18 protein-coding genes and 3 tRNA genes are annotated in these 25,096 nt (G+C 68.0%); 10 read left to right on the top strand and 11 right to left on the bottom strand.

Annotated features, from left to right (window positions below; genetic code table 11):
- Position 1 precedes the first annotated feature (1 nt).
- Positions 2-1,411, bottom strand: coding sequence for an ATP-binding protein (locus BLS66_RS12335; protein WP_049467003.1), 1,410 nt, complete (start codon positions 1,409-1,411; stop codon positions 2-4).
- A gap of 6 nt (positions 1,412-1,417) precedes the next feature.
- A complete protein-coding gene (locus tag BLS66_RS12340) occupies positions 1,418-2,146 on the bottom strand; it encodes a response regulator (RefSeq protein WP_005408779.1) in 729 nt (242 codons plus the stop codon).
- Positions 2,147-2,350: 204 nt separating this feature from the next.
- Between BLS66_RS12340 and BLS66_RS12345 the strand changes: the two genes are divergently transcribed.
- The 3 genes from BLS66_RS12345 to BLS66_RS12355 are packed head-to-tail and all read left to right on the top strand — an operon-like array spanning position 2,351 to position 6,995.
- The gene (locus BLS66_RS12345; protein WP_074725962.1) at positions 2,351-3,592 is read left to right on the top strand and encodes an efflux RND transporter periplasmic adaptor subunit; all 1,242 of its coding nucleotides are present in this window, start codon (positions 2,351-2,353) and stop codon (positions 3,590-3,592) included.
- Positions 3,589-5,547, top strand: a complete 1,959-nt coding sequence (locus BLS66_RS12350; RefSeq protein WP_074725963.1) for a MacB family efflux pump subunit — start codon at positions 3,589-3,591, stop codon at positions 5,545-5,547. Before BLS66_RS12345 ends, BLS66_RS12350 begins: the two co-directional genes overlap by 4 nt.
- The gene (locus tag BLS66_RS12355; RefSeq protein ID WP_074725964.1) at positions 5,544-6,995 is read left to right on the top strand and encodes an efflux transporter outer membrane subunit; all 1,452 of its coding nucleotides are present in this window, start codon (positions 5,544-5,546) and stop codon (positions 6,993-6,995) included. The genes BLS66_RS12350 and BLS66_RS12355 overlap by 4 nt, the downstream gene beginning before the upstream one ends.
- Positions 6,996-7,061: 66 nt before the next feature.
- On the opposite strand, the gene rlmB is transcribed toward BLS66_RS12355, so the two are convergent.
- The 3 genes from rlmB to rnr form a co-directional block, all read right to left on the bottom strand.
- A complete protein-coding gene (gene rlmB / locus BLS66_RS12360; RefSeq protein ID WP_049467010.1) occupies positions 7,062-7,805 on the bottom strand; it encodes a 23S rRNA (guanosine(2251)-2'-O)-methyltransferase RlmB in 744 nt (247 codons plus the stop codon).
- A 159-nt stretch (positions 7,806-7,964) separates the two neighbouring features.
- Positions 7,965-8,447: a GFA family protein gene (locus tag BLS66_RS12365; RefSeq protein WP_053463544.1), complete on the bottom strand. Its 483-nt coding sequence runs from the start codon at positions 8,445-8,447 to the stop codon at positions 7,965-7,967.
- Between the two features lie 94 nt (positions 8,448-8,541).
- Positions 8,542-11,007: a ribonuclease R gene (gene rnr / locus BLS66_RS12370; protein WP_074725965.1), complete on the bottom strand. Its 2,466-nt coding sequence runs from the start codon at positions 11,005-11,007 to the stop codon at positions 8,542-8,544.
- Positions 11,008-11,135: 128 nt separating this feature from the next.
- Between rnr and BLS66_RS12375 the strand changes: the two genes are divergently transcribed.
- Both BLS66_RS12375 and BLS66_RS12380 read left to right on the top strand, forming a co-directional pair.
- Positions 11,136-11,220: transfer RNA gene (locus BLS66_RS12375), tRNA-Leu, on the top strand.
- 205 nt (positions 11,221-11,425) lie between these two features.
- Positions 11,426-11,510, top strand: a tRNA-Leu gene (locus tag BLS66_RS12380).
- A gap of 56 nt (positions 11,511-11,566) precedes the next feature.
- Here the strand turns inward: BLS66_RS12380 and BLS66_RS12385 are convergent.
- Positions 11,567-12,313 carry a sulfite exporter TauE/SafE family protein gene (locus BLS66_RS12385; protein WP_049470799.1) on the bottom strand — a complete coding sequence of 249 codons (747 nt, stop codon included), beginning with the start codon at positions 12,311-12,313 and terminating at the stop codon, positions 11,567-11,569.
- Between the two features lie 100 nt (positions 12,314-12,413).
- Between BLS66_RS12385 and BLS66_RS12390 the strand changes: the two genes are divergently transcribed.
- Positions 12,414-13,313: a LysR family transcriptional regulator gene (locus BLS66_RS12390; RefSeq protein ID WP_074725966.1), complete on the top strand. Its 900-nt coding sequence runs from the start codon at positions 12,414-12,416 to the stop codon at positions 13,311-13,313.
- Positions 13,314-13,363: 50 nt separating this feature from the next.
- A tRNA-Leu gene (locus BLS66_RS12395) sits at positions 13,364-13,448 on the top strand.
- A 155-nt stretch (positions 13,449-13,603) separates the two neighbouring features.
- On the opposite strand, the gene emrB is transcribed toward BLS66_RS12395, so the two are convergent.
- Genes emrB through emrR form a run of 4 tightly spaced genes read right to left on the bottom strand, consistent with a single transcriptional unit; the run spans position 13,604 to position 18,324 of the window.
- Complete coding sequence (gene emrB, locus BLS66_RS12400; RefSeq protein WP_049464943.1) at positions 13,604-15,190, bottom strand: multidrug efflux MFS transporter permease subunit EmrB; 1,587 nt, start codon at positions 15,188-15,190, stop codon at positions 13,604-13,606.
- 7 nt (positions 15,191-15,197) lie between these two features.
- The gene (emrA, locus tag BLS66_RS12405) at positions 15,198-16,379 is read right to left on the bottom strand and encodes a multidrug efflux MFS transporter periplasmic adaptor subunit EmrA (protein ID WP_049464945.1); all 1,182 of its coding nucleotides are present in this window, start codon (positions 16,377-16,379) and stop codon (positions 15,198-15,200) included.
- 11 nt (positions 16,380-16,390) lie between these two features.
- Complete coding sequence (emrC, locus tag BLS66_RS12410; RefSeq protein WP_074725967.1) at positions 16,391-17,884, bottom strand: multidrug efflux transporter outer membrane subunit EmrC; 1,494 nt, start codon at positions 17,882-17,884, stop codon at positions 16,391-16,393.
- Entirely contained in the window at positions 17,881-18,324 is a 444-nt protein-coding gene (emrR, locus tag BLS66_RS12415) for a multidrug efflux system transcriptional regulator EmrR (protein WP_014646521.1), read from the bottom strand. Before emrR ends, emrC begins: the two co-directional genes overlap by 4 nt.
- Before the next feature lie 172 nt (positions 18,325-18,496).
- On the opposite strand from emrR, the gene BLS66_RS12420 reads away from it, so the two are divergent.
- Complete coding sequence (locus tag BLS66_RS12420) at positions 18,497-19,378, top strand: helix-turn-helix domain-containing protein (protein ID WP_180995894.1); 882 nt, start codon at positions 18,497-18,499, stop codon at positions 19,376-19,378.
- 60 nt (positions 19,379-19,438) lie between these two features.
- Positions 19,439-21,682 carry a DNA topoisomerase IV subunit A gene (gene parC, locus BLS66_RS12425; protein ID WP_074725969.1) on the top strand — a complete coding sequence of 748 codons (2,244 nt, stop codon included), beginning with the start codon at positions 19,439-19,441 and terminating at the stop codon, positions 21,680-21,682.
- A 412-nt stretch (positions 21,683-22,094) separates the two neighbouring features.
- Here the strand turns inward: parC and bfr are convergent, their stop codons facing one another.
- Positions 22,095-22,583, bottom strand: coding sequence for a bacterioferritin (bfr, locus tag BLS66_RS12430; RefSeq protein WP_005415872.1), 489 nt, complete (start codon positions 22,581-22,583; stop codon positions 22,095-22,097).
- Between the two features lie 124 nt (positions 22,584-22,707).
- Here bfr and BLS66_RS12435 point away from each other — a divergent pair, with 124 nt between their 5' ends.
- The gene (locus BLS66_RS12435; protein WP_074725970.1) at positions 22,708-25,035 is read left to right on the top strand and encodes a penicillin acylase family protein; all 2,328 of its coding nucleotides are present in this window, start codon (positions 22,708-22,710) and stop codon (positions 25,033-25,035) included.
- The last annotated feature ends 61 nt before the right edge of the window (positions 25,036-25,096 follow it).

Genomic DNA, 25,096 nt, shown 5'->3' on the forward strand with positions numbered 1-25,096 from the left:
CTCAGCCGGCGCGGCCGGGCGCCACCACCTGGGCACTGGCCGGCCACTGCACCACCGCCTCCAGGCCCCCTTCGGCCCGGTTGCGCAGCCACAGCCGGGCCCCGTCCTTTTCGGCCAGGGCGCGGGCAATGGTCAGGCCCAGGCCGGCACCGCCGGTCTCGCGCGAACGCGAGGTTTCCACCCGCACGAACGGATCGAACACCGCCTCCAACTGCTCCTCGGCCAGGCCGGGGCCATCGTCGGCCACCACCACGGTGATCGCACCGCCGCTGCGCTCGACCCGCACCCGTGCCCGCTGCGCATACATCACCGCGTTGTCCACCAGGTTGGAGAACAGGCGGTGCATGGCCAGCGGCCGCAGCATCAGCACCGCACCGCTGCCGCCTTCGAAGACCACATCGGCGCCGCCTTCGGCGGTGTCCTCGACAATGCTCTCCAGCAGCGAATCCAGGTCCAGTGCGGCGCGCTGCTCGGCACTCTCGGCACTGCGGGCCAGTTCCAGGCCCTCGCGCACCAGCGCCTGCATCGCGGCCAGGTCACCGATCAGGCGCTCGCGCAGGGTCTCGTCGCTGACGTTCTCCAGGCGCAGGCGCAGCCGCGTCAACGGCGTCTGCAGGTCATGGGTGATCGCCGCCAGCATCTGCGTGCGTTCGGCCAGGTGCCGCTGCAGGCGGTGCTGCATGGCGTTGAAGGCTTCGGCGGCGCGCTGCACTTCGCGCGGCCCGCGCAGGGGCAACGGGTCGCGCTGCAGGTCATCGCCGAGGTCTTCGGCGGCGGCGGCCAGTTCCTGCAGTGGCGCGCTGGCCATGCGCGCAACGATGTAGGCCAGCACCGCGATCGCCAGCACCAGCAGGGTCAGGAACCACGGGTCCACGGCCAGGATGCCGTTGTGCGCCACCGCCGGCGAGTCCAGCGCCAGCTTCAGCAGCGTGCCGTCGTTGAGGGTCACGTCCACCGCGCGGCACTTGGGCGGGATGAAGGCCGGGTCGCGTTCGCGCGGCGGCCGCCGATGGCCCGGCGGCGGTGGCGGCAGCAGGTCCTGCAGCTTGGGAATGCAGGAGCGGAATGAAGTGAAGTGCACATGTGCGCGCGACACCGGCCCCGGCCGGTCTTCCAGCACTTCCATCAGCGCCGTGTCGGCGCGTCCCAGCCGGGCGCCGGGCTGCAGCGCGCGAACGCTTGGCCCGCCGATCGCCAGCAGGCGCTCACGCAGCTCCGGATTGCCGTCCAGCAGGTTGACGTAGCCCTGCAGGCGGTCGGCGATCCGGTTCAGGTTCTGCCGCTCGAATTCCTGCTGGCGCTTTGACGTGGCCAGCATGGTCGCGCCGATCGCCGCCACCGCCATGCCCAGCAGCAGGATCACGAACAACCGCCCGACCATCGAGGACAGGAAATGGCGCAGGCGTTTCATCGCCGCTTATTCCAGGTTGACCGACGAGGCCAGCACGTAGCCTTCGTTGCGTACGGTCTTGATCAGCCCGTCCGGGCCGCCGTCGTCGCCCAGCTTGTTGCGCAGGCGGCTGACCTGCAGGTCGATCGCACGATCCTGTGCCTCATAGTTGCGGCCACTGCTGAGCGCGACCAGCTGCTCGCGCGACAGCACCTTGTTGGCGTGGGCGATGAACACCCGCAGCAGGCGGAACTCGGCACCGGACAGCACCACCACGCGGTCATCCGGGTCGACCAGGTGGCGATGCTCCAGGTCGAATACCCAGCGTGAGAAACGCGCGCGGCGTACCGCCAGCGGTTCCAGGTTGGCCGGCAGCGCCTCGGTCCGGCGCAGCACGTTGCGGATGCGCGCCAGCAGTTCACGCGGCTCGAACGGCTTGGCCAGGTAGTCGTCGGCGCCCATTTCCAGGCCCAGCACGCGGTCGATCGGCTCGGCGCGGGCAGTGAGCATGATCACCGGCGTGTTCGAGCGCGCACGCAGGTCGCGGCACAGGGTCAGGCCATCCTCGCGCGGCAGGTTGAGGTCGAGCACGATCAGGTCCACGTGCTCGCGGTCCAGCAGCTGGCGCATGGCGGTGCCATCGGCGGCAGTGCTCACCTGGTAGCCGGCGCGGCCGAGCTGCTCGGCCAGCAGCGTGCGGATGTCGTTGTCGTCGTCGACGATCAGCAGTCGATGCATCGTGTTTTCAGTCTCCATGTCGCGATCATCCCGTGTCGGCAGCTGAACCGCATCCGGGGCAATGCGTACCAGTGTATCCACCCAGGGACGGGATACCTGTGGTTACGCGTATTCACCGACAGTGTTACACACAGACATACCCCGAGGATTGAGCGGTCCATCGTCCGGTCTTCACAATGCCTGCCAACGCCGCCCGCGCGGTCCAGAGAGTGAAGCCACCACGTGACGTTCCGCCTGTTGCCCGCGACCCGCCGGGGTCGCCTGATGCTGATCGCCCTGCTTGCCCTGATCGCCGCCGCCACCGCCTGGTGGCTGCTGCGCAAGCCCGCCGCCCCGGCCGTGGCCACCTCGCCGGTCAGCCGCGGTGACATCGAGCAGACCGTGGACGCGACCGGCGTGATCGATGCCTACAAGCTGGTCAGCGTCGGCGCGCAGGCCTCGGGCCAGATCAAGTCGCTGAAGGTGCAGCTGGGCGATACGGTGAAGGAAGGCGACCTGATCGCCGAGATCGACGCCACCACCCAGCAGAACCAGGTGCTCAACGCGCAGGCCTCGCTGGACCAGGTCACCGCGCAGCGCGCCGTGCAGCAGGCCACCCTGCGCCAGGCCGAACTGGAATTCGCGCGGCAGCAGCAGATGCTGGCCGCCGAGGCCACCTCGCGCCAGGAGTACGATGCCGCCGAGGCACAGCTGAAGACCGCCCGGGCCCAGCTGCAGTCCTATGAGGCACAGATCAAGGGCCGCGAAACCGAGCTGGGCACCGCCCGCGCCAACCTGGCCTACACCCGCATCACCGCGCCGATGGATGGCACCGTGGTGGCGGTGGTGGCCGAAGAAGGCCGCACCGTGAACGCCAACCAGACCGCACCGACCATCGTGATGCTGGCGCGGCTGGACGTGGTCACCGTCAATGCCGAGATCTCCGAAGCCGACGTGGTCAAGATCAAGCCCGGCATGCCGGTGTACTTCACTACCCTGGGCGATCCGGACCGCAAGTATCACGCCACGCTGCGCCAGATCAATCCGGCGCCGGCCTCGATCGCCAACGAAAGCTCCTCCAGCTCCAGCAGTTCGTCCAGTTCCAGTTCCAGCAGCGCGGTCTACTACAACGCGCTGTTCGACGTGGAGAATCCCGACGGCACGCTGCGCATCGACATGACCGCGCAGGTCTCGGTACTGCTCAAGCAGGCCAAGGGCGTGCTGATGGTGCCGGCGGTGGCGCTGGGGCCGAAGCGCCGTGGAAACGAGCGCATGGTGCGGGTGCTGGACGACAAGGGCCAGCCGCAGCCGCGCAAGGTCACGGTGGGCATCAACAACGGCGCCTCCGCCGAGATCCTGTCGGGGTTGAAGGAAGGCGAGCGCGTGGTGGTCGGCGAAGCCAGCGCCGCCGGTGCCGGTGCCAGCGGCGGCAACCGCGGCGGCATGCCGATGCGGGTCGGTGGCCCGGGCATGGGGCGCCGATGAGCACGACGGCGCCGCTGCTGCGCCTGCGCGACCTGCGACGTGAATTCCCGGCCGGCGACGAGGTGATCGCCGTACTGCGCGACGTCAATCTGGACATCCACGCCGGTGAGATGGTGGCCATCGTCGGCCAGTCCGGCTCGGGCAAGTCGACGCTGATGAACATCCTCGGCTGCCTCGACCGCCCCACCCGCGGCAGCTACCAGGTGGCCGGCCGCGAAACCGGACGGATGCAGCCGGACGAACTGGCCGAACTACGCCGCGAGCATTTCGGCTTCATCTTCCAGCGCTACCACCTGCTGGGCGACCTGGATGCGCGCGGCAACGTGGAAGTACCGGCGGTGTATGCGGGCAGCCCCGGTGCCGTGCGCAACGCGCGTGCCGAGCAACTGCTGCAGCGCCTGGGCCTGGGTGATCGCATGCATCACAAGCCGGGCCAGCTGTCCGGTGGCCAGCAGCAGCGCGTGTCGATCGCACGTGCCCTGATGAACGGCGGCGAGGTGATCCTGGCCGACGAACCGACCGGCGCGCTCGACACGAAATCCGGCGAGGAAGTGATGGCGATCCTCGGTGAGCTGCACGCCGAAGGCCACACCATCATCATCGTCACCCACGACATGAGCGTTGCCGAACATGCGCAGCGCATCATCGAGATCCGCGATGGCGAGATCATCGCCGACCGCGCCAACCCGAACGCACCGAGCTACCGCGCACAGCGCGAGGCCAGCACCGGTGTTGCCCACGGCAACAGCTGGCGGGCGGCGCGCGACCGTTTCACCGAAGCGTTCCGCATGGCGTTGCTCGCGATGAACGCACATCGGCTGCGTACCTTCCTGACCATGCTCGGCATCATCATCGGCATCGCCTCGGTGGTCTCGGTGGTGGCGCTGGGCAATGGCTCGCAGCAGCAGATCCTGCAGAACATCAGCGCGCTCGGCACCAACACCATCGACGTCTATCCCGGCCGTGGTTTCGGCGACATGCGTTCGGCACGGGTGCAGACGCTGAAGGCCAGCGATGCCGATGCACTGGCAAAGCAGAGCTACGTTGACAGTGCCACCCCCAGCGTGTCGACCTCGGTCACCGCGCGCTACCGCAACCAGTCATCCACCGCGCAGGTCAGCGGCGTTGGCGAGCAGTTCTTCCGGGTCAAGGGCGTGACCCTGCTCAGTGGCAGCTTCTTCGATGCCGACGCGGTGAAGGGCCTGGGCCAGGTGGCGGTGATCGACGAGAACACCCAGGCCCAGTTCTTCCCGGATGTCGATCCGGTCGGCCAGGTGATCCTGCTCGGCAACGTGCCGGCGCGCGTGGTGGGCGTGGCCAAGCGGCAGAGCTTCGGTTTCGGTGGCAGCACCAGCCTCAGTGTGTGGGTGCCGTACACCACGGTGATGTCGCGCATGCTCGGCCAGAGCCACGTGTCCAGCATCACCGTGCGCGTGGACGACGACACGCCGATGGATGCGGCGCAGGAGGCAATTACCCGCCTGCTGACCCTGCGCCATGGCACCGAGGACTTCTTCCTCAGCAACAGCGCCGAGATCCGCGAAACCATCGAGCAGACCACGCGCACGATGACCCTGCTGATCGGTGCCATCGCCGCCATCGCACTGCTGGTCGGTGGCATCGGCGTGATGAACATCATGCTGGTGTCAGTCACCGAGCGCACCCGCGAGATCGGGGTGCGCATGGCGGTAGGTGCGCGTCAGAGTGATATCCGCCAGCAGTTCCTGATCGAGGCGGTGCTGGTGTGCCTGCTCGGCGGCGTGCTCGGCATCGGCCTGGCGCTGCTGCTGGGCTCGATGATCGGCCGCTTCGCCAGCGATTTCCAGGTGCTGTTCTCCACGGCCTCGATCGTTGCGGCGTTCGCCTGCTCGACCCTGATCGGCGTGGCGTTCGGCTTCCTGCCCGCACGCAACGCTGCGCAACTCGATCCGGTGGAGGCCCTGGCCCGCGAATGAAGAAGATGATCCGACTGCCCTTCCCCGCTCCCCGGCACCTGCTGCTGGCCGGTGCCGTTGTACTTGCCCTGTCCGGCTGCGCGTCGGTCGGCCGCTACCCGGTGCATGACCCGGCCGTAGCGGCGCAGTATGGGCGTGGCGATGCCACCCTCAACGCGCCGGCCGACGACCCGCGCAGCAGCCTGGATACACCGGGCCGCGACATCCGCCAGGACACCTGGTGGACCGGCTTCGGCGATGAACGCCTGGACCGCCTGGTGGCGCAGGCGCTGGCCGCCAACAGCGATCTGGCCGCCGCCGGCCTGGCCGTGCAGCGCTCGCGCCTGCAGGCCGGCCTGGCCAGCAACGCGTTGTGGCCGCAGCCTTCGTCCTCCGGCGTGAGCGGCAGCGCCAGCCGCGCCACCGACCAGCCCGATGACTGGCGCCGCAGCTATTCCACCGGCGTCTCGCTGGGCTGGGAAGTGGACCTGTGGGGGCGCCTGTGGACCCAGCGCGACATCGCCCGCTGGGAGGCCGAAGCCAGCGAGGAAGACCGGCAGAACACCGCCCTGCTGGTGATCGGCGACACCATCACCCAGTACTGGAACCTGGCTTACCTCAACCAGTCGATCGCCACCGGCCAGGCCAACCTGGAGCGCCTGGAACGCACCCGGGAACTGGTGCAGGCCCGCTTCGACGCCGGCGCGGTATCGCGCCTGGAAGTGCGCCAGGCGCTGCAGAACCTGCAGTCGCAGCGCTCGGCGCAGAGTGCGCTGGAACAGCAGCGGGTGGAGGTACGCAACGCGCTGACCGTGCTGCTGGACGGCACGCCGTGGCCGCAGGAGGACGAGCCGCAGGACCTGCTGGGCGCACGTAGCCCGCCCATCGCCGAAGGCCTGCCGACCGACCTGCTCGGCCGCCGGCCCGACCTGCGTGCGGCGGAACTGCGCCTGCGCAACAGCCTGAAGACGATCAAGGTCACTGCCACCCAGTACTACCCGGCGCTGAGCCTGACCGGCAGCCTGGGCTCCAGCGCGACGTCGCTGGGTGATGTGCTGCGCAACCCGGTCGCCACGCTCGGGGCCGGACTGTCGCTTCCCTTCCTCAACCTGCAGCGTGCGCAGCTGGATACCGATATCGCCGGCACCGCCTACCAGATCGCCGCGACCAATTTCCGCAAGACGCTGTACACCGCGCTCTCGGAAGTGGACAACGCACTGTCGGCCCGCGAGCAGCTGGCGCGCCAGGTGGCGGCCTCGCAGGCTTCGTACGACGAAGCAGTGGAAGTGGAGCGCGCGCAGGAAGTGCGTTACCGCGTGGGTGCCACCGACCTGCGCACCTGGCTGGAAGCGCAGCAGACCCGGCGCGACGCAGAGCTGTCGCTGGCGCGTGCGCGCCAGGGCCAGCTGAACAACGACGTGACCCTGTTCAAGGCACTGGGCGGCAGCGCGGGTCGACGCAGGACATGAAAAAGGGGTCAGATTCCTTTTCCCATTGGAAAAGCAATCTGACCCCGATCACATCGCGCTGGCTGGTCAACCGCGCTGGCGCACGGCCTCGAACAGGCTGACGCCGGCGGCGACCGAAACGTTCAGGCTCTCGATTTCGCCCGGCATCGGGATCTTGACCAGGCCATCGCAGTTCTCGCGGGTCAGCCGGCGCAGGCCGTCGGCTTCGCCGCCCAGCACCAGGGCGATGTTGCCCTTCAGGTCCAGCTGGTACAGCGAGGCGGTGGCCTCACCGGCCAGGCCGTAGATCCACACGCCCTGCTTCTGCAGGTCCTTCAGGCAGCGCGACAGGTTGGTCACTGCCACCACCGGGATGAGGTCGGCGGCGCCGGCCGAAGTCTTGCGCACAGTGGCATTGACCGTGGCCGACTTGTCCTTCGGGATGATCACCGCGGTGGCACCGGCGGCCGCGGCCGAGCGCAGGCAGGCGCCGAGGTTGTGCGGGTCCTGCACCTCGTCCAGCACCAGCAGCAGGGCCTTGCCCTCGGCCGCGCTGACCAGGCCTTCCAGCTCGTTCTCACTGTAGGTGCGGGCGGCGGCATAGCGCGCGGCCACGCCCTGGTGCCGCACCGAACCGCCGACACCGTCCAGTGCCTGGGCGTTCACCTTGCGCACGTCGATGCCCTTGCGGCGGGCGTTCTCCTCGATCTCGGTCAGGCGCGGATTCTTCGCACCGGCCTCGACCAGCACTTCGCGGACGTTCTCGGCGTCGTTCTCGATGGAGGAGGCGACGGCGTTGACGCCGACGATCCACTGGCTGTTCTTGCTCATGCGGGCGGGGACCGGAAAGGGGGTGGCTATGGTAGAGCATCGGCAGGCCGGGCGCTGCGACCGGCCGCCCCGCTGTAGCGCCGAGCCCCTGCTCGCCTGGCGGGGGCCGACGAAGCCTGGACCCAGAGCAGCCGAGCGTAGGCTCGGCCTGCAGGTGGATCATCGGCTGCGCGGCGGCCAGTGCGGGGTGTCGTGGTCGGGATGCTGGTGGGACTCGAGGGTGGCCAGGAAATCCAGCGCAGCGAGGTCCTCCTCGGTACGCCGTGCCGGCAGGCTGGCCAGGCTGTCGAGGAACGGCAGCTTGCGCTCGATCCCGTACTGGATCCTCGGCGGCAGGCGCTCGGGTTCGTCAAATGCGCCGGCAGCCACGGCCACGCCATCAGGCGCCTCGTAGGTCAACGGCGTACCGCAGTCGCCGCAGAAGCCACGGCGGACCACGTTGGATGACTGGAAATGGCGCGGCTGGCCGCGGGTCCAGCTGAACTGCACGCCGCGCACCGACACCAGCGGCGCGTAGTAGGCGCCGAAGGCCTTCTGGCACATGCGGCAGTGGCAGATCGAGCTGTCGGTCAGCGCGCCACGCACGTGGAAGCGGATCGCGCCGCACTGGCAGCCACCGCTGTATTCGGGTTGGCCCTGCATGCGATGTCTCCTGGTGGTGCCGGCCGCTGGCCGGCAACCCGTCGGTGCCGAGGGTGCCATGGATGCCGGCCAGCGGCCGGCACTACCACGGTCATCAATATTTCTCTTTCTTCCGCTTGGCCGGCTTGCCACGCTGGGGCAGCGGCGGCAGGCTTTCGCCCTCGTCCTCACCCTTGTGTTCGACCAGGCGGAAGTCGATCTTGCGCTCTTCCATGCTGGCCTTCAGCACCAGGATGCGTACGCGGTCGCCCAGCCGGTAGCTGCTGCCGCGGCGCTCGCCGGTCAGCGTCTTGCGGGTCGCGTCGAACTTGTAATAGTCCTGCGGTAGCTGGGTGACATGCACCAGGCCCTGCACCTTCGACTCGTCCAGCTCCACGAACAGGCCGAAGCTGGTCACGCCGCTGATCACGCCGTCGAACTGGCCGCCGACGTGCTTTTCCATCCACGCCGCGCGGTAACGCTCGTCGACCTCGCGCTCGGCTTCGTCGGCACGGCGCTCGCGCTCGGAGCACTGCAGCGCCAGCGCGGCCATCTCGCGGGCGTTGTAGGTGAACTTGTCCAGTGGCTTGCCGGACAGCGCATGCTTGATCGCGCGGTGCACCAGCAGGTCGGGGTAGCGGCGGATCGGCGAAGTGAAGTGCGCGTACGCCTCCAGCGCCAGGCCGAAGTGGCCGTGGTTCTCCGGGCTGTAGATGGCCAGGCTCTGGCTGCGCAGCAGCACCGACTCCAGCAGCGTGGCATCGGGGCGGTCACGGATCTTCTTCAGCAGCTTGGTGTAATCGCCCGGGCGCACCTTCGACCACGGCGGCAGGCTCAGCTTGAATTCCTTGAGGAATTCGAGCAGGTCGGCGTACTTGGTTTCCGGTGGTTTCTCGTGGATGCGGTACGGCGCCGGCACGTGGCGCGACAGCAGGTACTTCGCCGCCTCGACGTTGGCCGCGATCATGCATTCCTCGATCAGCTTGTGCGCGTCGTTGCGCACCAGCATGCCGGCCTGGGTGACTTCACCGCGATTGTCCAGCACGAAGCGCACTTCGCTGCTTTCGAACTCGATGGCGCCGCGCTTGGCGCGCGCCTTCGACAGCACCTTGTACAGCTGGTGCAGGCGCTGCACGTGCGGCAACAGATCCCCCATCCAGGCCTGGGTCTCGGCATCGTCCTCGCCCACCGCCTTCCACACCTGGGTGTAGGTCAGGCGCGCGTGCGAGTTCATCACGGCTTCGTAGAAGCGCGAATGCGTGACCAGGCCATCGCGGTCGATCTGCATGTCACAGACGAAACACATGCGGTCCACCTTCGGCATCAGCGAGCAGATGCCGTTGGACAGCGTCTCCGGCAGCATCGGCACCACGAAGCCCGGGAAGTACACCGAGGTGGCACGCTTCTGCGCCTCTTCGTCCAGCGGTGTGCCGGGGCGGACGTAATTGGAGACATCGGCAATCGCCACCACCAGGCGGAAGCCATCGGCATTCGGCTCGCAGTACACCGCGTCGTCGAAGTCCTTGGCATCTTCACCGTCGATGGTGACCAGCGGCGTGCTGCGCAGGTCGACGCGGTCGCCGATCATCGCCGGCTCGACCACCAGCGGCACCGAGGCGGCTTCGTCCAGCACCTCCTGCGGGAACTCGAACGGCAGCTCATGGCCGTGGATGGCGGTTTCCACCACCAGCGAAGCGGTCAGCTTGTCGCCGAGCACGGCAATGATGCGGCCGATCGGCGGACGGCGGCTGTCCGGTGCCTGGGTCAGTTCGCAGACCACCAGCTGGCCATCGCGCGCACCGCCGGTCTGGTCCGGCGGCACCTGCACGTTGCGCTGCACGCGCTTGTCGTCAGGCACCACGTAATTGATGCCCATCTCGACACTGAAACGGCCGATCAGGCGGGTCATGCCGCGCTCCAGCACGCGGGCGATGCTGCCTTCGCGGCGGCCACGGTGGTCGATGCCGGTCACGCGGGCCAGCACCTTGTCACCGTGCATGACCTTGCGCATTTCATACGGCGGCAGGAACAGGTCGTCGCCGCCCTCGACCGGACGCAGGAAACCGAATCCTTCCGGGTTGGCGATCACCACGCCGGTGACCAGGTTCAGGGTCTGGATCGGGGCGAAGCCGCCCCGGCGGTTCTGCACCAGCTGGCCATCGCGGACCATGGCGCCGAGCCGGCGCGACAGTGCTTCGGCACGGTCCGGGGCGGTCAGGCCCAGGCGTGCGCCCAGTTCCTCTGCCGTCTGCGGCCCCTCGCAACGCTCCAGCAGGGCCAGGATGGCCTCGCGGCTGGCGATGGGCTGTTCGTACTTCTCGGCTTCGCGGGCGGCATAGGGATCGTCGATCACCTTGCCGGCCGGCGGCAGCTTGCGGCCCGGGGCCGGGCCGGGGGCCGCGGCGTCGGCGCCTCGGGCCTTGCGGCCGCGCGGCGGTGCGCTGCCTTCATTCAATTCGGGAAACCAGCCCGGCAATGGCTTGCCCGGCTTGGTGGTGCGGGCTGCGCCCGCCTTGGCGCCCTTGTTCGGGGCCTGGCCGCGGGATGGCTTCCCGCCCTTGCTTGGTTTTTTGGTAGTCATCGCCCTACATGGTAGCCGCTGGCGGCGTGCAGAACGGGTCAGCGGTCGCCTTCAGGCGATCGTGTCAAAAATATTCAGGAAGTCGTTGACAGCCTGCGGATTCATCTTCACAATTGCGCCTCTGGAACGCCCAGGTGGCGGAATTGGTAGACGCACTAGTTTCAGGTACTAGCGGGTAAAACCGTGGAGGTTCGAGTCCTCTCCTGGGCACCAACGAAAAAACTCCTCGCTTCGGCGGGGATTTTTTTTGCCTGTGATCCGGCAGCGGGGTCGGCTCCCTTTCCAGAGGAAAGGGCTCTGACCCCAATCGAGTGGGATGGGGTCATAGCCCATCCCGCAGGCGAAACGGGGTCCACCCCCAGGCCCACAAAAAGTGTTGACACCCCCGTCACGGCACCCCATAATCTCGCTCCTCGACGCCCAGGTGGCGGAATTGGTAGACGCACTAGTTTCAGGTACTAGCGGGTAAAACCGTGGAGGTTCGAGTCCTCTCCTGGGCACCACGTCGAGAATGAGAAAAACCCGCGAAAGCGGGTTTTTTCATGCCCGGAATCCGGCATCAGAACAACGGCCGCAGCACCAGCTCCAGCCCGAGCAGCAGCAGGAACCCCAGGAAGCAGGCGCGGAATACCCGTGCGCTGATCCTCTGCCGGATCAGTTGCCCCAGCCACATGCCCAGCAACGCCGGCAGCACGGCCAGTGCACTCAGGCCCAGTTGCTGGATACCGAATGCACCGTGCAGCACCAGCCCGGCGGTCAGCGATATCGTCGACACGGTGAACGCCAGCCCCAGCGCCTGCACCAGTTCGTCGCGCTGCAGCCCGAGCGACTGCAGGTACGGCACTGCCGGCATCACGAACACGCCGGTGGCCCCGGTCACCACGCCCGACAGTGCCCCCACCAGCGGCCCCAGCCAGCGCTCGCGACGCTGCGGCACGCGGAACACCGGCGCAAGCAGCGCATAGGCGGCATAGACCACCAGCGCCACGCCGAGTGCAATGCGCGATGCGGTGCGATCGACCCGCACCAGCAGCGCCGCTGAACCCAGCGTCACCCCCACCACCGCCAGCATCATCGGCCACAGTCGGCGCACGATGCGACCCAGCGACGGTCCGGACAACAGCTGCCATGCATTGGTGACGAAGGTCGGAATGAACAGCATCGACGCCGCCGCCACCGGTGACAGGGTGCTGCCCAGCAGGCCCATCGCCACCGTCGGCAACCCCATCCCTGTCACGCCCTTGACCACGCCGGCCAGCACGAACACCACCACCAGCAACAGATAGAAGTACGTCGATTCATTCATGCCGTCATTGGATCGGGCCGCCGCCAGGCGCACAATGCGGTCTTCCCGGCCTCGCCTTCGGCTGATCCGAAGGCTCAGCCGTTGCGATGAGGGCACCCCCATGCGGATGGATATCGCCGACCTGCGCCTGTTCCTTGCGATCGCCGAGGCCGGCAGCATCACGGCCGGCGCAGCGCAGGCGAACCTGGCGCTGGCTTCGGCCAGCGAGCGCCTGCGCACGATCGAAGCGGACGCCGGCACCGCGCTGTTGAACCGGCATCCGCGCGGCGTCAGCCTCACCGAAGCCGGTGCCGCCCTCGCCCACCATGCACGCCTGATCCTGCAGCAGCAGGCGCAGCTGCGCGGTGAACTGCAGGCGTTCGCGCAGGGTGCTCGCGGCACGCTGCACCTGTATGCCAACACCGCCGCGCTGACCAACTACCTGCCCTCGCGGCTCGCGCCGTGGCTGGCCGAGCGCCCACGCCTGCACGTGGAACTGCTGGAGCGCACCAGCCCCGAGGTCGTGCGTGCGATCAACGCGGGCCAGGCCGAGGCCGGCATCATCAGTGATGCGGTCGACGCTGCCGGCCTGCAGCAACACGTGGTCGCCGAAGATCCCCTGGTGATGCTGCTGCCGGCCGACCACCGCTTCGCGACCCGGCGCAGCCTGGCTTTTGCCGAGGTTGCCGGCGAGACCTTCGTTGCCCTGGCCGAGGGCAATGCACTGCAGACCTACATCGAAGACCAGGCGCGCGACATCGGGCGCCGCCTGGACGTGCGCATCCGCATGAAGACCTTCGAAGGCGTGTGCATCATGGTCGGCCACGGCATCGGCGTCGGCATCGTGCCGCGGACCATCGCCCGACAGCATCGGCGCAGCACGCACACCGTCGCCGTAGCGCTCTCCGATGCATGGGCACAACGCCGCCTGTGCGCCTGTTTTGCCGGGTGGGCGCAGCTGTCACCGGCGATGCGCAGCCTGCTGCTGCACCTGGGCGTGCAGTCGCAGAAAAAAGCGTGAAATGTTGTTGACACCTCTGCTGTGGTCCCGCACAATTCACCTCCTGAGTCGCCCAGGTGGCGGAATTGGTAGACGCACTAGTTTCAGGTACTAGCGGGTAAAACCGTGGAGGTTCGAGTCCTCTCCTGGGCACCACGACTCAAGATGATCAAACCCGCGAAAGCGGGTTTTTTCGTTTCCGGGGCCTGGGAATCCACACGCCCCGAGATCGATCCACGCATGGCGTGGATCCACCAAAAGAAAAACCCCGCCTTGCGGCGGGGTTTCTGCGTTTCAACGGCACGGATCGATCAATGCCCACCGGCCGAAGCGGCACCGGCACCCGCCCCAAACGGCGGCTTGGCCAGCCACAGGAAGGTGATGATCGCCAGGAAGATCCAGCCGAGCAGGAAGAAGATGTCATTGAAGCCCATCTGCGACGCCTGGTGGTTGATCATGTTGTTCAGTACCGCCGCACCGTGCTGCAGGTCGCCCTGCCCCATCGCGGTGACCTGGTCCTGCATGCCGGGCTGATAGGCCGAGATGTGTTCGGTCAGGTCGGCATGGTGCACCTGGGTACGCCGCGCCCACAGCCACGTCGTCAGCGAGGCCGCGAAGCTGCCGCCCAGCGTACGCAGGAACGTGGCCAGGCCCGAGCCCGCGGCGATCTCGCGCCCATCCAGGTCCGACAGCAGGATCTGCAGCACCGGCATGAAGAACAGTGCCACGCCGATGCCCATGATCAGCTGCACGCCGGCCACGTGCATGTAGTCCACCTGCAGGTTGAAGTTCGAGCGCAGGAAACTGGTCATCGACAGCACGATGAAGGCGATCGTGGCCAGCATGCGCATGTCGAAGCGCGACGCATACTTGCCCACGAACGGGGTCATGATCACCGGCAGGATGCCGATCGGCGCCGTTGCCAGGCCCGCCCAGATCGCGGTGTAGCCCATGTCACGCTGCAGCCACTGCGGGATCAGCAGCGCCACGCTGAAGAACGCCGCGTAGGCCACCACCATCGCCAGCGTGCCGGCGCGGAAGTTGCGGTGCCGGAACAGCTTCAGGTCGACAATCGGATCCTTGTCGGTCAGCTCCCAGATCAGGAATACCGTCAGCGTCACCACGGCCACGCAGGCCAGCACCACGATCTTCATCGACGAGAACCAGTCCTCGTCGTTGCCCAGGTCGAGCACCAGCTGCAAGGCACCGACACCGATCACCAGGGTGACCAGGCCGACGTAGTCCATCTTCGGCTTCTCGATCTGCTCCGGGCGCCCCTTCAGCTGGTTGCCCACCACCAGCGCAGCGAAGATGCCCAGCGGCACGTTGATCAGGAAGATCCATTCCCAGCTGTAGTTGTCGGTGATCCAGCCACCGAGGATCGGCCCGCAGATCGGCGCCACCACCGTGATCATCGCCAGCAGCGCCAGCGCCTGCCCGCGCTTCTCGCGCGGATAGATCGAGACCAGCAGCGACTGCGTGATCGGGTACATCGGGCCGGCCACGAAGCCCTGCAGCGCACGCGACAGCACCAGCATGCCCATGCTCTGCGCCAGGCCGCACAGCAGCGAGGTGATGACGAAGGCCAGCGTGGCCCAGACGAACAGCTTGCGTTCGCCGAAGCGGCGGCTGAGCCAGCCGGTCAGCGGCAGCGCGATGGCCGTGCTGACCGCGAACGAGGTGATCACCCAGGTCGCCTGCTGCGAGCTGGCCCCCAGGTTGCCGGCGATGGTCGGCAGCGAAACGTTGGCGATGGTGGTGTCGAGCACCTGCATGAACGACGCCATCGCCAGGCCCACGGTGCACAGGGCCACGCTGGGCGGCAGGAACCCGGAGGCCGCACCCGGCGCCGCCGGTGCACCCGGAGCGCCGGGTGCGGCTGGAGCTTGTGCGGACATGGCGACCTCAGCCCACCTTTGCCTGTTGCTGCGGCAGGTTGCCCTGGATGATCGTGTGGATCACCTCGTCGGCATCATGCAGCTGCTTGGCGTACACGTCGGTATCGAACACGGTGCCCTTGGCCGGGGCGCTGGGCAGCACTTCGCCCTTCTGGTCGCGCAGGCTCACTTCGGCCTTCATCGACAGGCCGATGCGCAGCGGGTGCTCGGCCAGCTGCTTGGCATCGATGGCGATGCGCACCGGCACGCGCTGCACGATCTTGATCCAGTTGCCGCTGGCGTTCTGCGCCGGCAGCAGCGAGAACGCCGAGCCGGTACCCAGGCCCAGGCTCTGGATGCGGCCCTTGTACTTCACGTCACCCGCGTACAGGTCCGACTTCAGCTCCACTTCCTGGCCCAGGCGCATGTGGCGCAGCTGGGTTTCCTTGAAGTTGGCCTCGACCCACATCTGCTCGGTCGGCACCACCGCCATCAGCGCATTGCCCGGCTGCACGCGCTGGCCGACCTGCACCGAACGACGGGCAACATAGCCGGTGACCGGCGCGACGATGCCGGCGCGGGCGTTGTTGAGGAAGGCCTGGCGCAGCTGCGCGGCGGCCGCCTGCACATCCGGCTGGGTGGCGATCACGGTGTCGTCGACCAGCGCGCGGTTGCGCTCGACGGTCTCGCGCGAACCGGCCACGGCCGCTTCGGCAGCGGCCAGCTCGTCACGGGCGTGGGCCAGTTCTTCGTTGGAGATGGCGCCGGTGGCGGCCAGGTCCTTGCGGCGGGCGAAGTCTTCGCGCACGCGCTTCAGGGTCACCTGGCGGGCATTCAAGTCCGCCTGCGCGCCTTCCACGCTGCGGTACAGGCCACGGGTCTGGCGCACGGTCTTGGCCAGGTTGGCCTCGGCCTGCTGCAGCGCCACCGAGGTGTCGGACGGGTCCAGCTGCACCAGCAGCTGGCCGCGCTCCACGCGCATGCCGTCATCGGCGTTGATGGCGACCACGGTACCGGCCACCAGCGGGGTGATCTGCACCAGGTTGCCCTGCACGTAGGCATCGTCGGTTTCTTCGAACCAACGGCCGAACATGAAGTACCACAGCGCCAGTGCGGCAAGCAGCAGCACGACGATCACGAACAGGCCGCGCAGCAGGTTGCCGCGGCGGTTGGGGGCGGCCGGGGCCGCAGTGTCTTGGGTCTGGCTCATGGCGGAAGTCTTCAGGAATGCGAGGATTCGGAACGGGAGGCGATCGGGGCGCGGTCGGCGTCAGTGGGCACGAAACCACCGCCCAGCGCCTTGCTCAGGCGCACCGACGTCTGTACCTGCTGCGACTGCAGGCCGGCCAGCTGCTGTTGCGACTGCAGCAGGGTGGACTGCGCGCTCAGAACGTCCAGGTAGCTGCCGATGCCGGCACGGTAGCGCTGCTGGGCCAGGTCGAAGGCAGCGCGTGCGGTGTCCACCGCCTGCTGCTGCGACTGCGCCTGCTGTGCCAGCGAGCGCACCGCGTTGACCTGGTCGGCCACATCGCGCAGCGCATCGAGCACGGTCTGGTTGTAGTTGGCCACCGCCAGGTCGTACTGCGCGTCGGTGTTGGCCAGGTTGGCGCGCAGCTTGCCACCTTCGAAAATCGGCAGGCTCAGCGCCGGGCCGATGTAGGCGAAGGTGGAGCTGCTCTTCAGCAGGTCGCCCACGTTCGGGGCGACCACGCCAGCCAGCGCGGTCAGGTTGAAGCTTGGGTAGAACTTGGTCTTGGCGACCTTGATCTGCTTGTCGGCCGCTTCAACGCGCCAGCGTGCGGCCACGATGTCGGGTCGACGGCCCAGCAGTTCGCTGGGCAGCACGCCTGGCAGCTGCAGCGCCAGCGGGTTCAGCGGCTGCGGGCGCTGGATCGACAGGCCGCGGTCCGGACCCTTGCCGACCAGCGCGGCCAGCGCGGTGCGCGCCGCATCGATGCGCTGCTGCGCAGCCTGCACCTGCTGCTGGGCGGCCGGCACGCGGGCCTCGGCCTGGCGCACCTGCAGGTCACTGTCGATGCCGGCGCGGCGGCGCTGGCGGGTCAGTTCCAGTGACTTCTGCGAGCGGCCCAGCTCTTCCTCGGCCACGTCGTTGAGCTGCCACCCGTAGGCCAGGTCGGCATAGGCCTGGGTGATGCCGGTGGACAGGTTCAGGCGCGCGGCCTGCGCTTCAACGGTGGCGGCGTGCGCGCCGTCCACCGCCGCTTCCCAGGCGGCACGCTTGCCGCCCCACAGGTCCACGCCGTAGCTGAAGTCGAAGGCGACCTGGCTGCTGCCGCCATAGCGGCCGCCCATCTCGCTGCCGACCATCGACTCGGGCAGGCGCAGGCCGGTGTAGCCGCCGGATACCGACAGGCTGGGCAGCTCGTCGGCGCGCGCGGTACCGACCTGGGCCTGGGCCTGGCGCAGGCGCGCGTCGGCGGCGTCCAGGCTCGGATGACCGGCCAGGCCTTCGGCGACCAGTGCGTCCAGCTGCGCATCGCCCAGTGCCTTCCACCAGTCCTGCGCCGGGAAGCCGGTGGCGCTCAGGTCGGTGTCGGCCAGGGTGCGTTCGCTGTGCAGGCTGTCCACGTCAAGCACGTGGCCCTGCGGGTTGAGGCCACGACTGCTTGCGCAGGCGGCCAGGGCCAGCGCCAGCGCTGACACCAGCAGCGCGCGCCCGGACCGGCGGAAAGTGGAATGCGGGATCGGGTTCATGGGGTCGTCAGTGAATCGCGGATTCGGGTAAGGAGGGACAGCAGCAGCGTGCGCTCGTCGGCGGAAAGATCACGCAGCGCGTAATCCATCACCGCGTCGCCGCGCAGCTTCAGCCGCGCCCACAACGCACGGCCTTCATCGGTCAGTACGATCTGCAGCGCCCGCCGGTCCTGCGCATGCGCCTCGCGGCGGACGCAGCCCAGCGCCTCCAGCTTGTCCAGCAGGCGAGTCACCGCGCTGGGCACCTGGTCGATGGCCTGGGCCAGTTCGTTGGCGGTGCAGGGCGCCATGTGGGAAAGCACCTTCAACCCGATGTAATGGGTGAAGCCGATTCCCAGGTCTTCTTCCGCCATGGACGCGTCGAGCTGGCGCACCAGGCCGTCGCGCACCTGGCGCAGCAGCAGGCCGAAGCTGGGGGGAGTGGTTGCAGGACAGATCATGGGGGAGCATTCTCTTCCAAAAAAAATATTTCTCAATGGAAATATTCGATCTGGCATCGAATGCTGTGTTGCAGCAGCGGGCTCGATCAGTGAAGGCGCCTACCTTAATGATCTGGTCAGGTGGCCCGGTAGTACAATCCAGCCAATGGATGTCACATTTCAGCCAGCGGACATGATGAACAAGGCAGAAATTCAGGTTCCCAAGCGCCTGCTCAGGGATGAGGCACTGGACTGGTTCGAGCGCAACGACGGCCCGCCGGTCATCGCCTTCCGCTTCGACAGCCAGCAGGGCCTGGCCCGTGAGGTCGACTGGCACCACCACGAGCGCGCCCAGCTGATCTGCGTCGAACGCGGCCTGCTGACCACCCGCACCTCGCATGGCACCTGGTCGCTGGCGCCGGGCTCGGCTGGCTGGATGCCGCCGCTGGAGCCCCATACGGTCACGCTCGACGGCCCGCTGCGCGGCTGGGGCATGGCATTGGCCGCGCCTGCCTGCGCCACCCTGCCTGCCGATCCGTGCGTGCTGGGACTGTCCAAACTGGCGCAGGCGCTGGCCGACCGCATCTGCGATTGGCCGCTGGGCGATCCCACCACGCCCGAGCGCCAGCACATCATCGACGTGCTGCTGGACGAGATCCGCGCCGCGCCGCGCCAGCGCATGCACCTGCCGATGCCGCACGACCGGCGCCTGCTGAAGATCGCCTCGCAGCTGCTGGCCGATCCGTCCGATGAACGCAGCCTGGCCGAATGGGCGCATTGGGCCGGCCTGTCGCCGCGCAGCCTGACCCGCCACTTCCGCGATGAGACCACGCTCAGCTTCGCCCAGTGGCGGCAGCAGGCGCGCCTGGCCGAGGCCCTGCGCCAGCTGACCGACGGCCGCAGCGTGGCCGACATCGCCCATGCGCTGGGCTTCAGCAGCGCCAGCGCCTTCGTCACCGTGTTCCGCCGCCACTTCGGGCTGCCCCCCGGGCGCTACCTGGCGCGGGCCGGGCACGGCCTGGAAACCGGGCTGGACCCTGCACGCGGCTTGGCATCCCCCGCCGCATCCGGATAATCACAGGATTGCGAGCGGCGACCGCCGTCGCCGCCTCCCGACAACAGGTAACAACGCCGCATGACCGAACTTGCCCGCCCCGTGTTCCACGGATTCGAACAACTGCCGCTGCGCGAGTACGCCGAGCGCGCCTACCTCGACTACTCGATGTATGTGGTCCTGGACCGCGCCCTGCCGTTCATCGGCGACGGCCTGAAGCCGGTGCAGCGCCGCATCATCTATTCGATGAGCGAGCTGGGCCTGAATGCCGCGTCCAAGCCGAAGAAGTCCGCGCGCACCGTCGGTGACGTCATCGGTAAATACCACCCGCACGGCGACAGCGCGTGCTACGAGGCGCTGGTGCTGATGGCGCAGCCGTTCTCGTACCGCTACCCGCTGATCGAAGGCCAGGGCAACTTCGGCTCCAGCGACGACCCGAAGTCGTTCGCAGCGATGCGTTACACCGAATCCAAGCTGACCCCGATCGCCGAAGTGCTGCTGGGCGAACTGGGCCAGGGCACCACCGACTGGGCACCGAATTTCGACGGTACCCTGCAGGAGCCGACCTGGATGCCAGCACGGCTGCCGCACCTGCTGCTCAACGGTACCACCGGCATCGCCGTGGGCATGGCCACCGACGTGCCGCCGCACAATCTCAACGAGATCGTCAGCGCACTGCTGCACCTGCTGGACAACCCCGATGCCAGCGTGCGCGACCTGTGCGAACACGTGCAGGGCCCGGACTACCCGTCCAGCGCCGAGATCATCACCTCGGCCAACGACCTGCGGACCATCTACGAGACCGGCAACGGCAGCGTGCGTGCGCGTGCGACCTTCACCAAGGAAGCCAGCAACATCGTGGTCACCGCCCTGCCGTTCCAGGTGTCGCCGTCGAAGGTGATCGAGCAGATCGCCGCACAGATGCGCGCCAAGAAGCTGCCGTGGCTGGAGGACATCCGCGATGAGTCCGACCACGCCAACCCGGTGCGCGTGGTGCTGGTGCCGCGTTCCAACCGCGTCGACGCCGACCAGCTGATGGGCCACCTGTTCGCGACCACGGACCTGGAGCGCAGCTACCGCGTCAACCTCAACGTGATCGGGCTGGATGGGCGTCCGCAGGTGAAGAACCTGAAGATGCTGCTCAGCGAATGGCTGATCTTCCGCAGCAACACCGTGACCCGCCGCCTGCAGCACCGCCTGCAGAAGGTCGAGCGCCGCCTCCACCTGCTGGAAGGCCTGCTGGTCGCCTTCCTCAACCTGGACGAGGTGATCCACATCATCCGGACCGAGGACGAACCGAAGGCCGCACTGATCGCGCGCTTCGGCCTGTCCGAGGAACAGGCCGAGTACATCCTGGAAACCAAGCTGAAGCAGCTGGCCCGCCTGGAGGAGATGAAGATCCGCGGCGAGCAGGACGAACTGGCCAAGGAGCGCGAGAAGATCCTCGGCATCCTCGACAGCAAGGCCAAGCTGAAGAAACTGATCCGCGACGAACTGACCGCCGACGCCAAGAAGTTCGGCGACGCACGCCGTTCGCCGCTGGTGCAGCGCCAGGCCGCGCAGGCGATCGACGAGACCGAGCTGGTGCCGAGCGAGCCGATGACCGTGGTGCTGTCGGAGAAGGGCTGGATCCGCGCCGCCAAGGGCCACGACGTCGATGCATCGGCCCTGTCCTACCGCGAAGGCGACGGACTGCAGGGCGCGGTGCGCGCGCGCAGCACCCAGCAGGTCGCGTTCCTCGACAGCGAGGGCCGCGCCTACTCGACGCCGGTGCACACCCTGCCCTCCGCACGAGGCAATGGCGAACCGCTGACCGGCCGCTTCTCGCCGGCGCCGGGCACCAGCTTCGTGACCCTGGCCAGCGCCGAGCCGGACACCCGCTTCGTGCTGGCCTCCAGCCATGGTTACGGCTTCGTCACCCGCTTCGAGAACCTGATCGGCCGCAACAAGGCCGGCAAGGCGATGCTGAACCTGTCGGCGGGCTCGTCGGTGCTGACCCCGTCGGTGGTCGCCAACGTCGCCACCGACCGCATCGTGGCGGTGACCAGTTCGGGCAACCTGCTGGCGATCGCCGCCAACGACCTGCCGGAACTGGACAAGGGCAAGGGCAACAAGATCATCGAGATCCCGAAGGCCAAGCTCGCCACCGAACGCGTGGTCGCCATCGTGGCGATCAGCCCGGGGCAGACCCTGCAGGTGCGCAGCGGCCAGCGCACGATGGGCCTGAAGTTCAACGAGCTCGACGCCTATCTCGGCGCCCGCGCCACCCGCGGCCACCTGCTGCCGCGCGGCTGGCAGAAGGTGGAAGGGCTGTCGGTGGAGTGAGGGCTTGGGGTCGGATCCCGTTCCAACGGAACGGGCTCTGACCCCGGACTATCGCTCCTGGCAGGTGTCAGCCTTGGTTGGCACGCTGTGACGGACGTCAGGCACGAAAAAGCCGGGGCATTCCCCGGCTTTTTCGTTGTCGGCTGGCGGGCGGTGGAGCGGCTGGCGGGCGAAGGCGGGCTCGCGGTGCTCCGGTGCTGGCGGGCGACAGAACGCTGTGCTTCTGGTAGAGCCGACCGCTGGTCGGCTGCCTTTGGCTCCTGGTAGAGCCGACCGCTGGTCGGCTGCTTCCCGCTTCAGGTAGAGCCGACTGTTAGTCGGCTGCTCCAGCGAAAACCAGCCGACCAGCGGTCGGCTCTACCGGAAGGCAGCCGAGCATTGGTTCGGCTCTACCGAAAAGAGCGGTGCCGGCTCAGTGCGCCGGGGCGCCGCTGCCGTCGATCTTGCTCAGCTGGTACAGCTCCAGGCCGATGCGCTTGATCAGGCCCAGCTGCTGTTCCAGCCACCAGGCGTGGTCTTCTTCGGTGTCCTTCAGCTGCGCCAGCAGAATGTCGCGGCTCACGTAGTCACCCTTCTCCTCGCACAGCTTCATGCCGGCGGCGAGATTGTTCCGAACGGCGTATTCAGTATCGAGATCCTTCTGCAGCATCTCCTCCACGGTCTTGCCGGGCTCGGTGGCATGCGGGCGCATGTCCGGGTCGCCGCCCAGGAACAGGATCCGGCGCAGCAGCGCATCGGCATGCTGGGTTTCCTCTTCCATCTCGTGGTTCAGGCGCTCGTACAGCGCGAACAGGCCCTGGTCCTCATAGCGGCGGGAATGGATGAAGTACTGGTCGCGCGCAGCAAGCTCGCCGCGCAGCAGTTCCTTCAGGCAGGCGATGACGTCCGGGTTGCCTTTCATGGGGGGGCTCCTGTGAATCGATGCGGCATAGGGTGACGCATTTCCGGCGACGGTGATCTAATCGGAATCAGTCGCAGTTGCGCCTGCGGCTACAATCGGCCCACGAGTTCGGAAAGGACGTGCGATGCGACGTACATGGCGTTGGATGCTGGGCGTAGTGATCGCCATCGTGCTGATCACCGCACTGGTCCTGTGGCTGCTGCTGCGCGGCAGCCTGGCCGACCTGGACGGCGAGCATCCACTGCCGGGCCTGGCCAAGCCGGTCACCATCGAGCGCGATGGGCTGGGCGTGGTCACCATCACGGCCGGTAGCCAGACCGATGCGATGCGCGCGCTGGGCCGCGTGCATGCGCAGGAGCGCTATTTCGAGATGGACCTGATGCGCCGCAGTGCCGCTGGCGAGCTGTCGGCGCTGTTCGGGCCGAAGGCCATCGACGCCGACAAGCGCATGCGCGTGCACCGGCTGCGTGCACGCACCGAGGCGAATCTGCAGGCCGCACTGGGCGACAACGGCGCGGCCGTGCGCGCCTACGTGGATGGCGTCAACGAGGGCCTGGCCGGTCTCTCCGTGCGCCCGTGGGCCTATCTGCTGCTGCGGCAGTCACCGCAGCCCTGGCAGGCCAGCGACAGCGTGCTGGCCGGGCTGGCCATGTATGCCGACCTGCAGGATCCCGGCAACCAGACCGAACTTGCGCTCAGCCGCATCCGCACGGTGGTGCCGCCGGCACTGTACGCGCTGATCGCCCACGACGGCACCGAATGGGATGCACCGCTGTTCGGCGAACCCACCGGCAACGCCGCCCTGCCCGATGCCAGCCAGCTCGACCTGCGCACATTGAAGGGAAAATCCGGCACCGCGCAGGAAGAGGTGGACGCCGTCGGCAGCAACAACTTCGCGGTGGCCGGAGCGCTTACCGCCGACGGTCGCGCGATCGTCGCCGACGACATGCACCTGGGCCTGCGCGCGCCGGGCCTGTGGTTCCGCGTGCGCCTGCGCTACCCCGACCCACAGGCCGCTGGCGGCCAGGTCGACGTCACCGGTTTCTCGCTGCCGGGCCTGCCGGCCGTGATCGTCGGCAGCAACGGACACGTCGCCTGGGGTTTCACCAACAGCTACATCGACACCGCGGACTACCGCACTGAACCGGCCAACGCCACGGTGACCGTGCATGAAGAACGCATCGCCGTGGCCGGCCAGGCCGATGTGCTGTTCCCGGTACGCGAAACCGCCTGGGGGCCGATCCTGCATACCCATGCCGATGGCAGCGGCGACGCGCTGCGCTGGGTCGCCCACCTGCCCGGTGCGGTGCGCCTGGACTTCGGTGACCTGGCCCGTGCCGGTGACCTGGACGCTGCCCTGCAGTTCGCCGACCGCGCCGGCATCCCCGCACAGAACCTGGTGGTCGGCGACCGCAGCGGACGCATCGCCTGGCGGCTGATCGGCGCCCGCCCGGATCGCGGTCCCGGTTGTGCGCCTGCGGGCTTCACCGCCGCCAGCAACCAGGACTGCGCCCCCTGGCCGATCCGCAGCGACGCCTCGCCGGCATTGATCGACCCACCCAACCATCGCCTGTGGACCGCCAACGGCCGCGTCCTCGACCGCGAGTCACTGGCCAATGTCGGCAACGGTGGATATGACCTGGGCGCCCGCGCGCGGCAGATCCGCGATCTGCTCGCCATCCAGGACCGCTTCGACGAGCACGACCTGCTGGCGATCCAGCTCGACGACCGCGCCGTGTTCCTGCAGCGCTGGTGGGCCCTGCTGCACGACGTCATCGAACGCAGTGACGACCCTGCCCTGAAGCGTTTGAAGGAGGCCAGCCATCAATGGGATGGCCGTGCCTCGGCCAGCTCGGTCAGCTACCGGGTGGTGCGTGAATTCCGCACGCAGGTGATGCAGACGTTGTCCGATGCACTGTTGGCACCCGCCAGCGCGCAACTGGGCGATGCCTACCTGGAGCCGCGCCTGGCACAGCTGGAAGGCGTGGCCTGGCCGATGCTGCAACAGCGTCCGGCCAACCTGCTGCCCCCGGCCTTCGACAGCTGGGATGCGCTGCTGATCGACGCGGCACGCCGTACCGAAAGTGAGCTGGCCAAGCAGGGACCGCTGGCCAAGCGCAGCTGGGGCGAACGCAACACGGCGGCGATCTGTCACCCCATCGCACGGGCGCTGCCGGACATCGCCAAGCGCTGGCTGTGCATGCCGGCTGACCGCCTGCCCGGCGACCGCGACATGCCGCGCGTGCAGACGCCGAACTTCGGCGCCTCCGAACGCATGGTGGTTTCTCCGGGCCACGAGGCCGACGGCATCGTGCACATGCCCGGCGGCCAGAGCGGTCACCCGCTGTCACCGTACTGGGGCGCCGGCCACGAGGACTGGGTGCACGGGCGCCCGACACCGTTCCTGCCCGGCAAGGCGCAGCACACCATGACGCTGGTGCCAGCGCGGTAGTGCCGGCCGCTGGCCGGCATCCATGCAGGTGTATCCGGCATCATCAGGTTGCCGGCCAGCG

This window comes from Stenotrophomonas pavanii, assembly GCF_900101175.1.
Lineage (GTDB): Bacteria > Pseudomonadota > Gammaproteobacteria > Xanthomonadales > Xanthomonadaceae > Stenotrophomonas > Stenotrophomonas pavanii.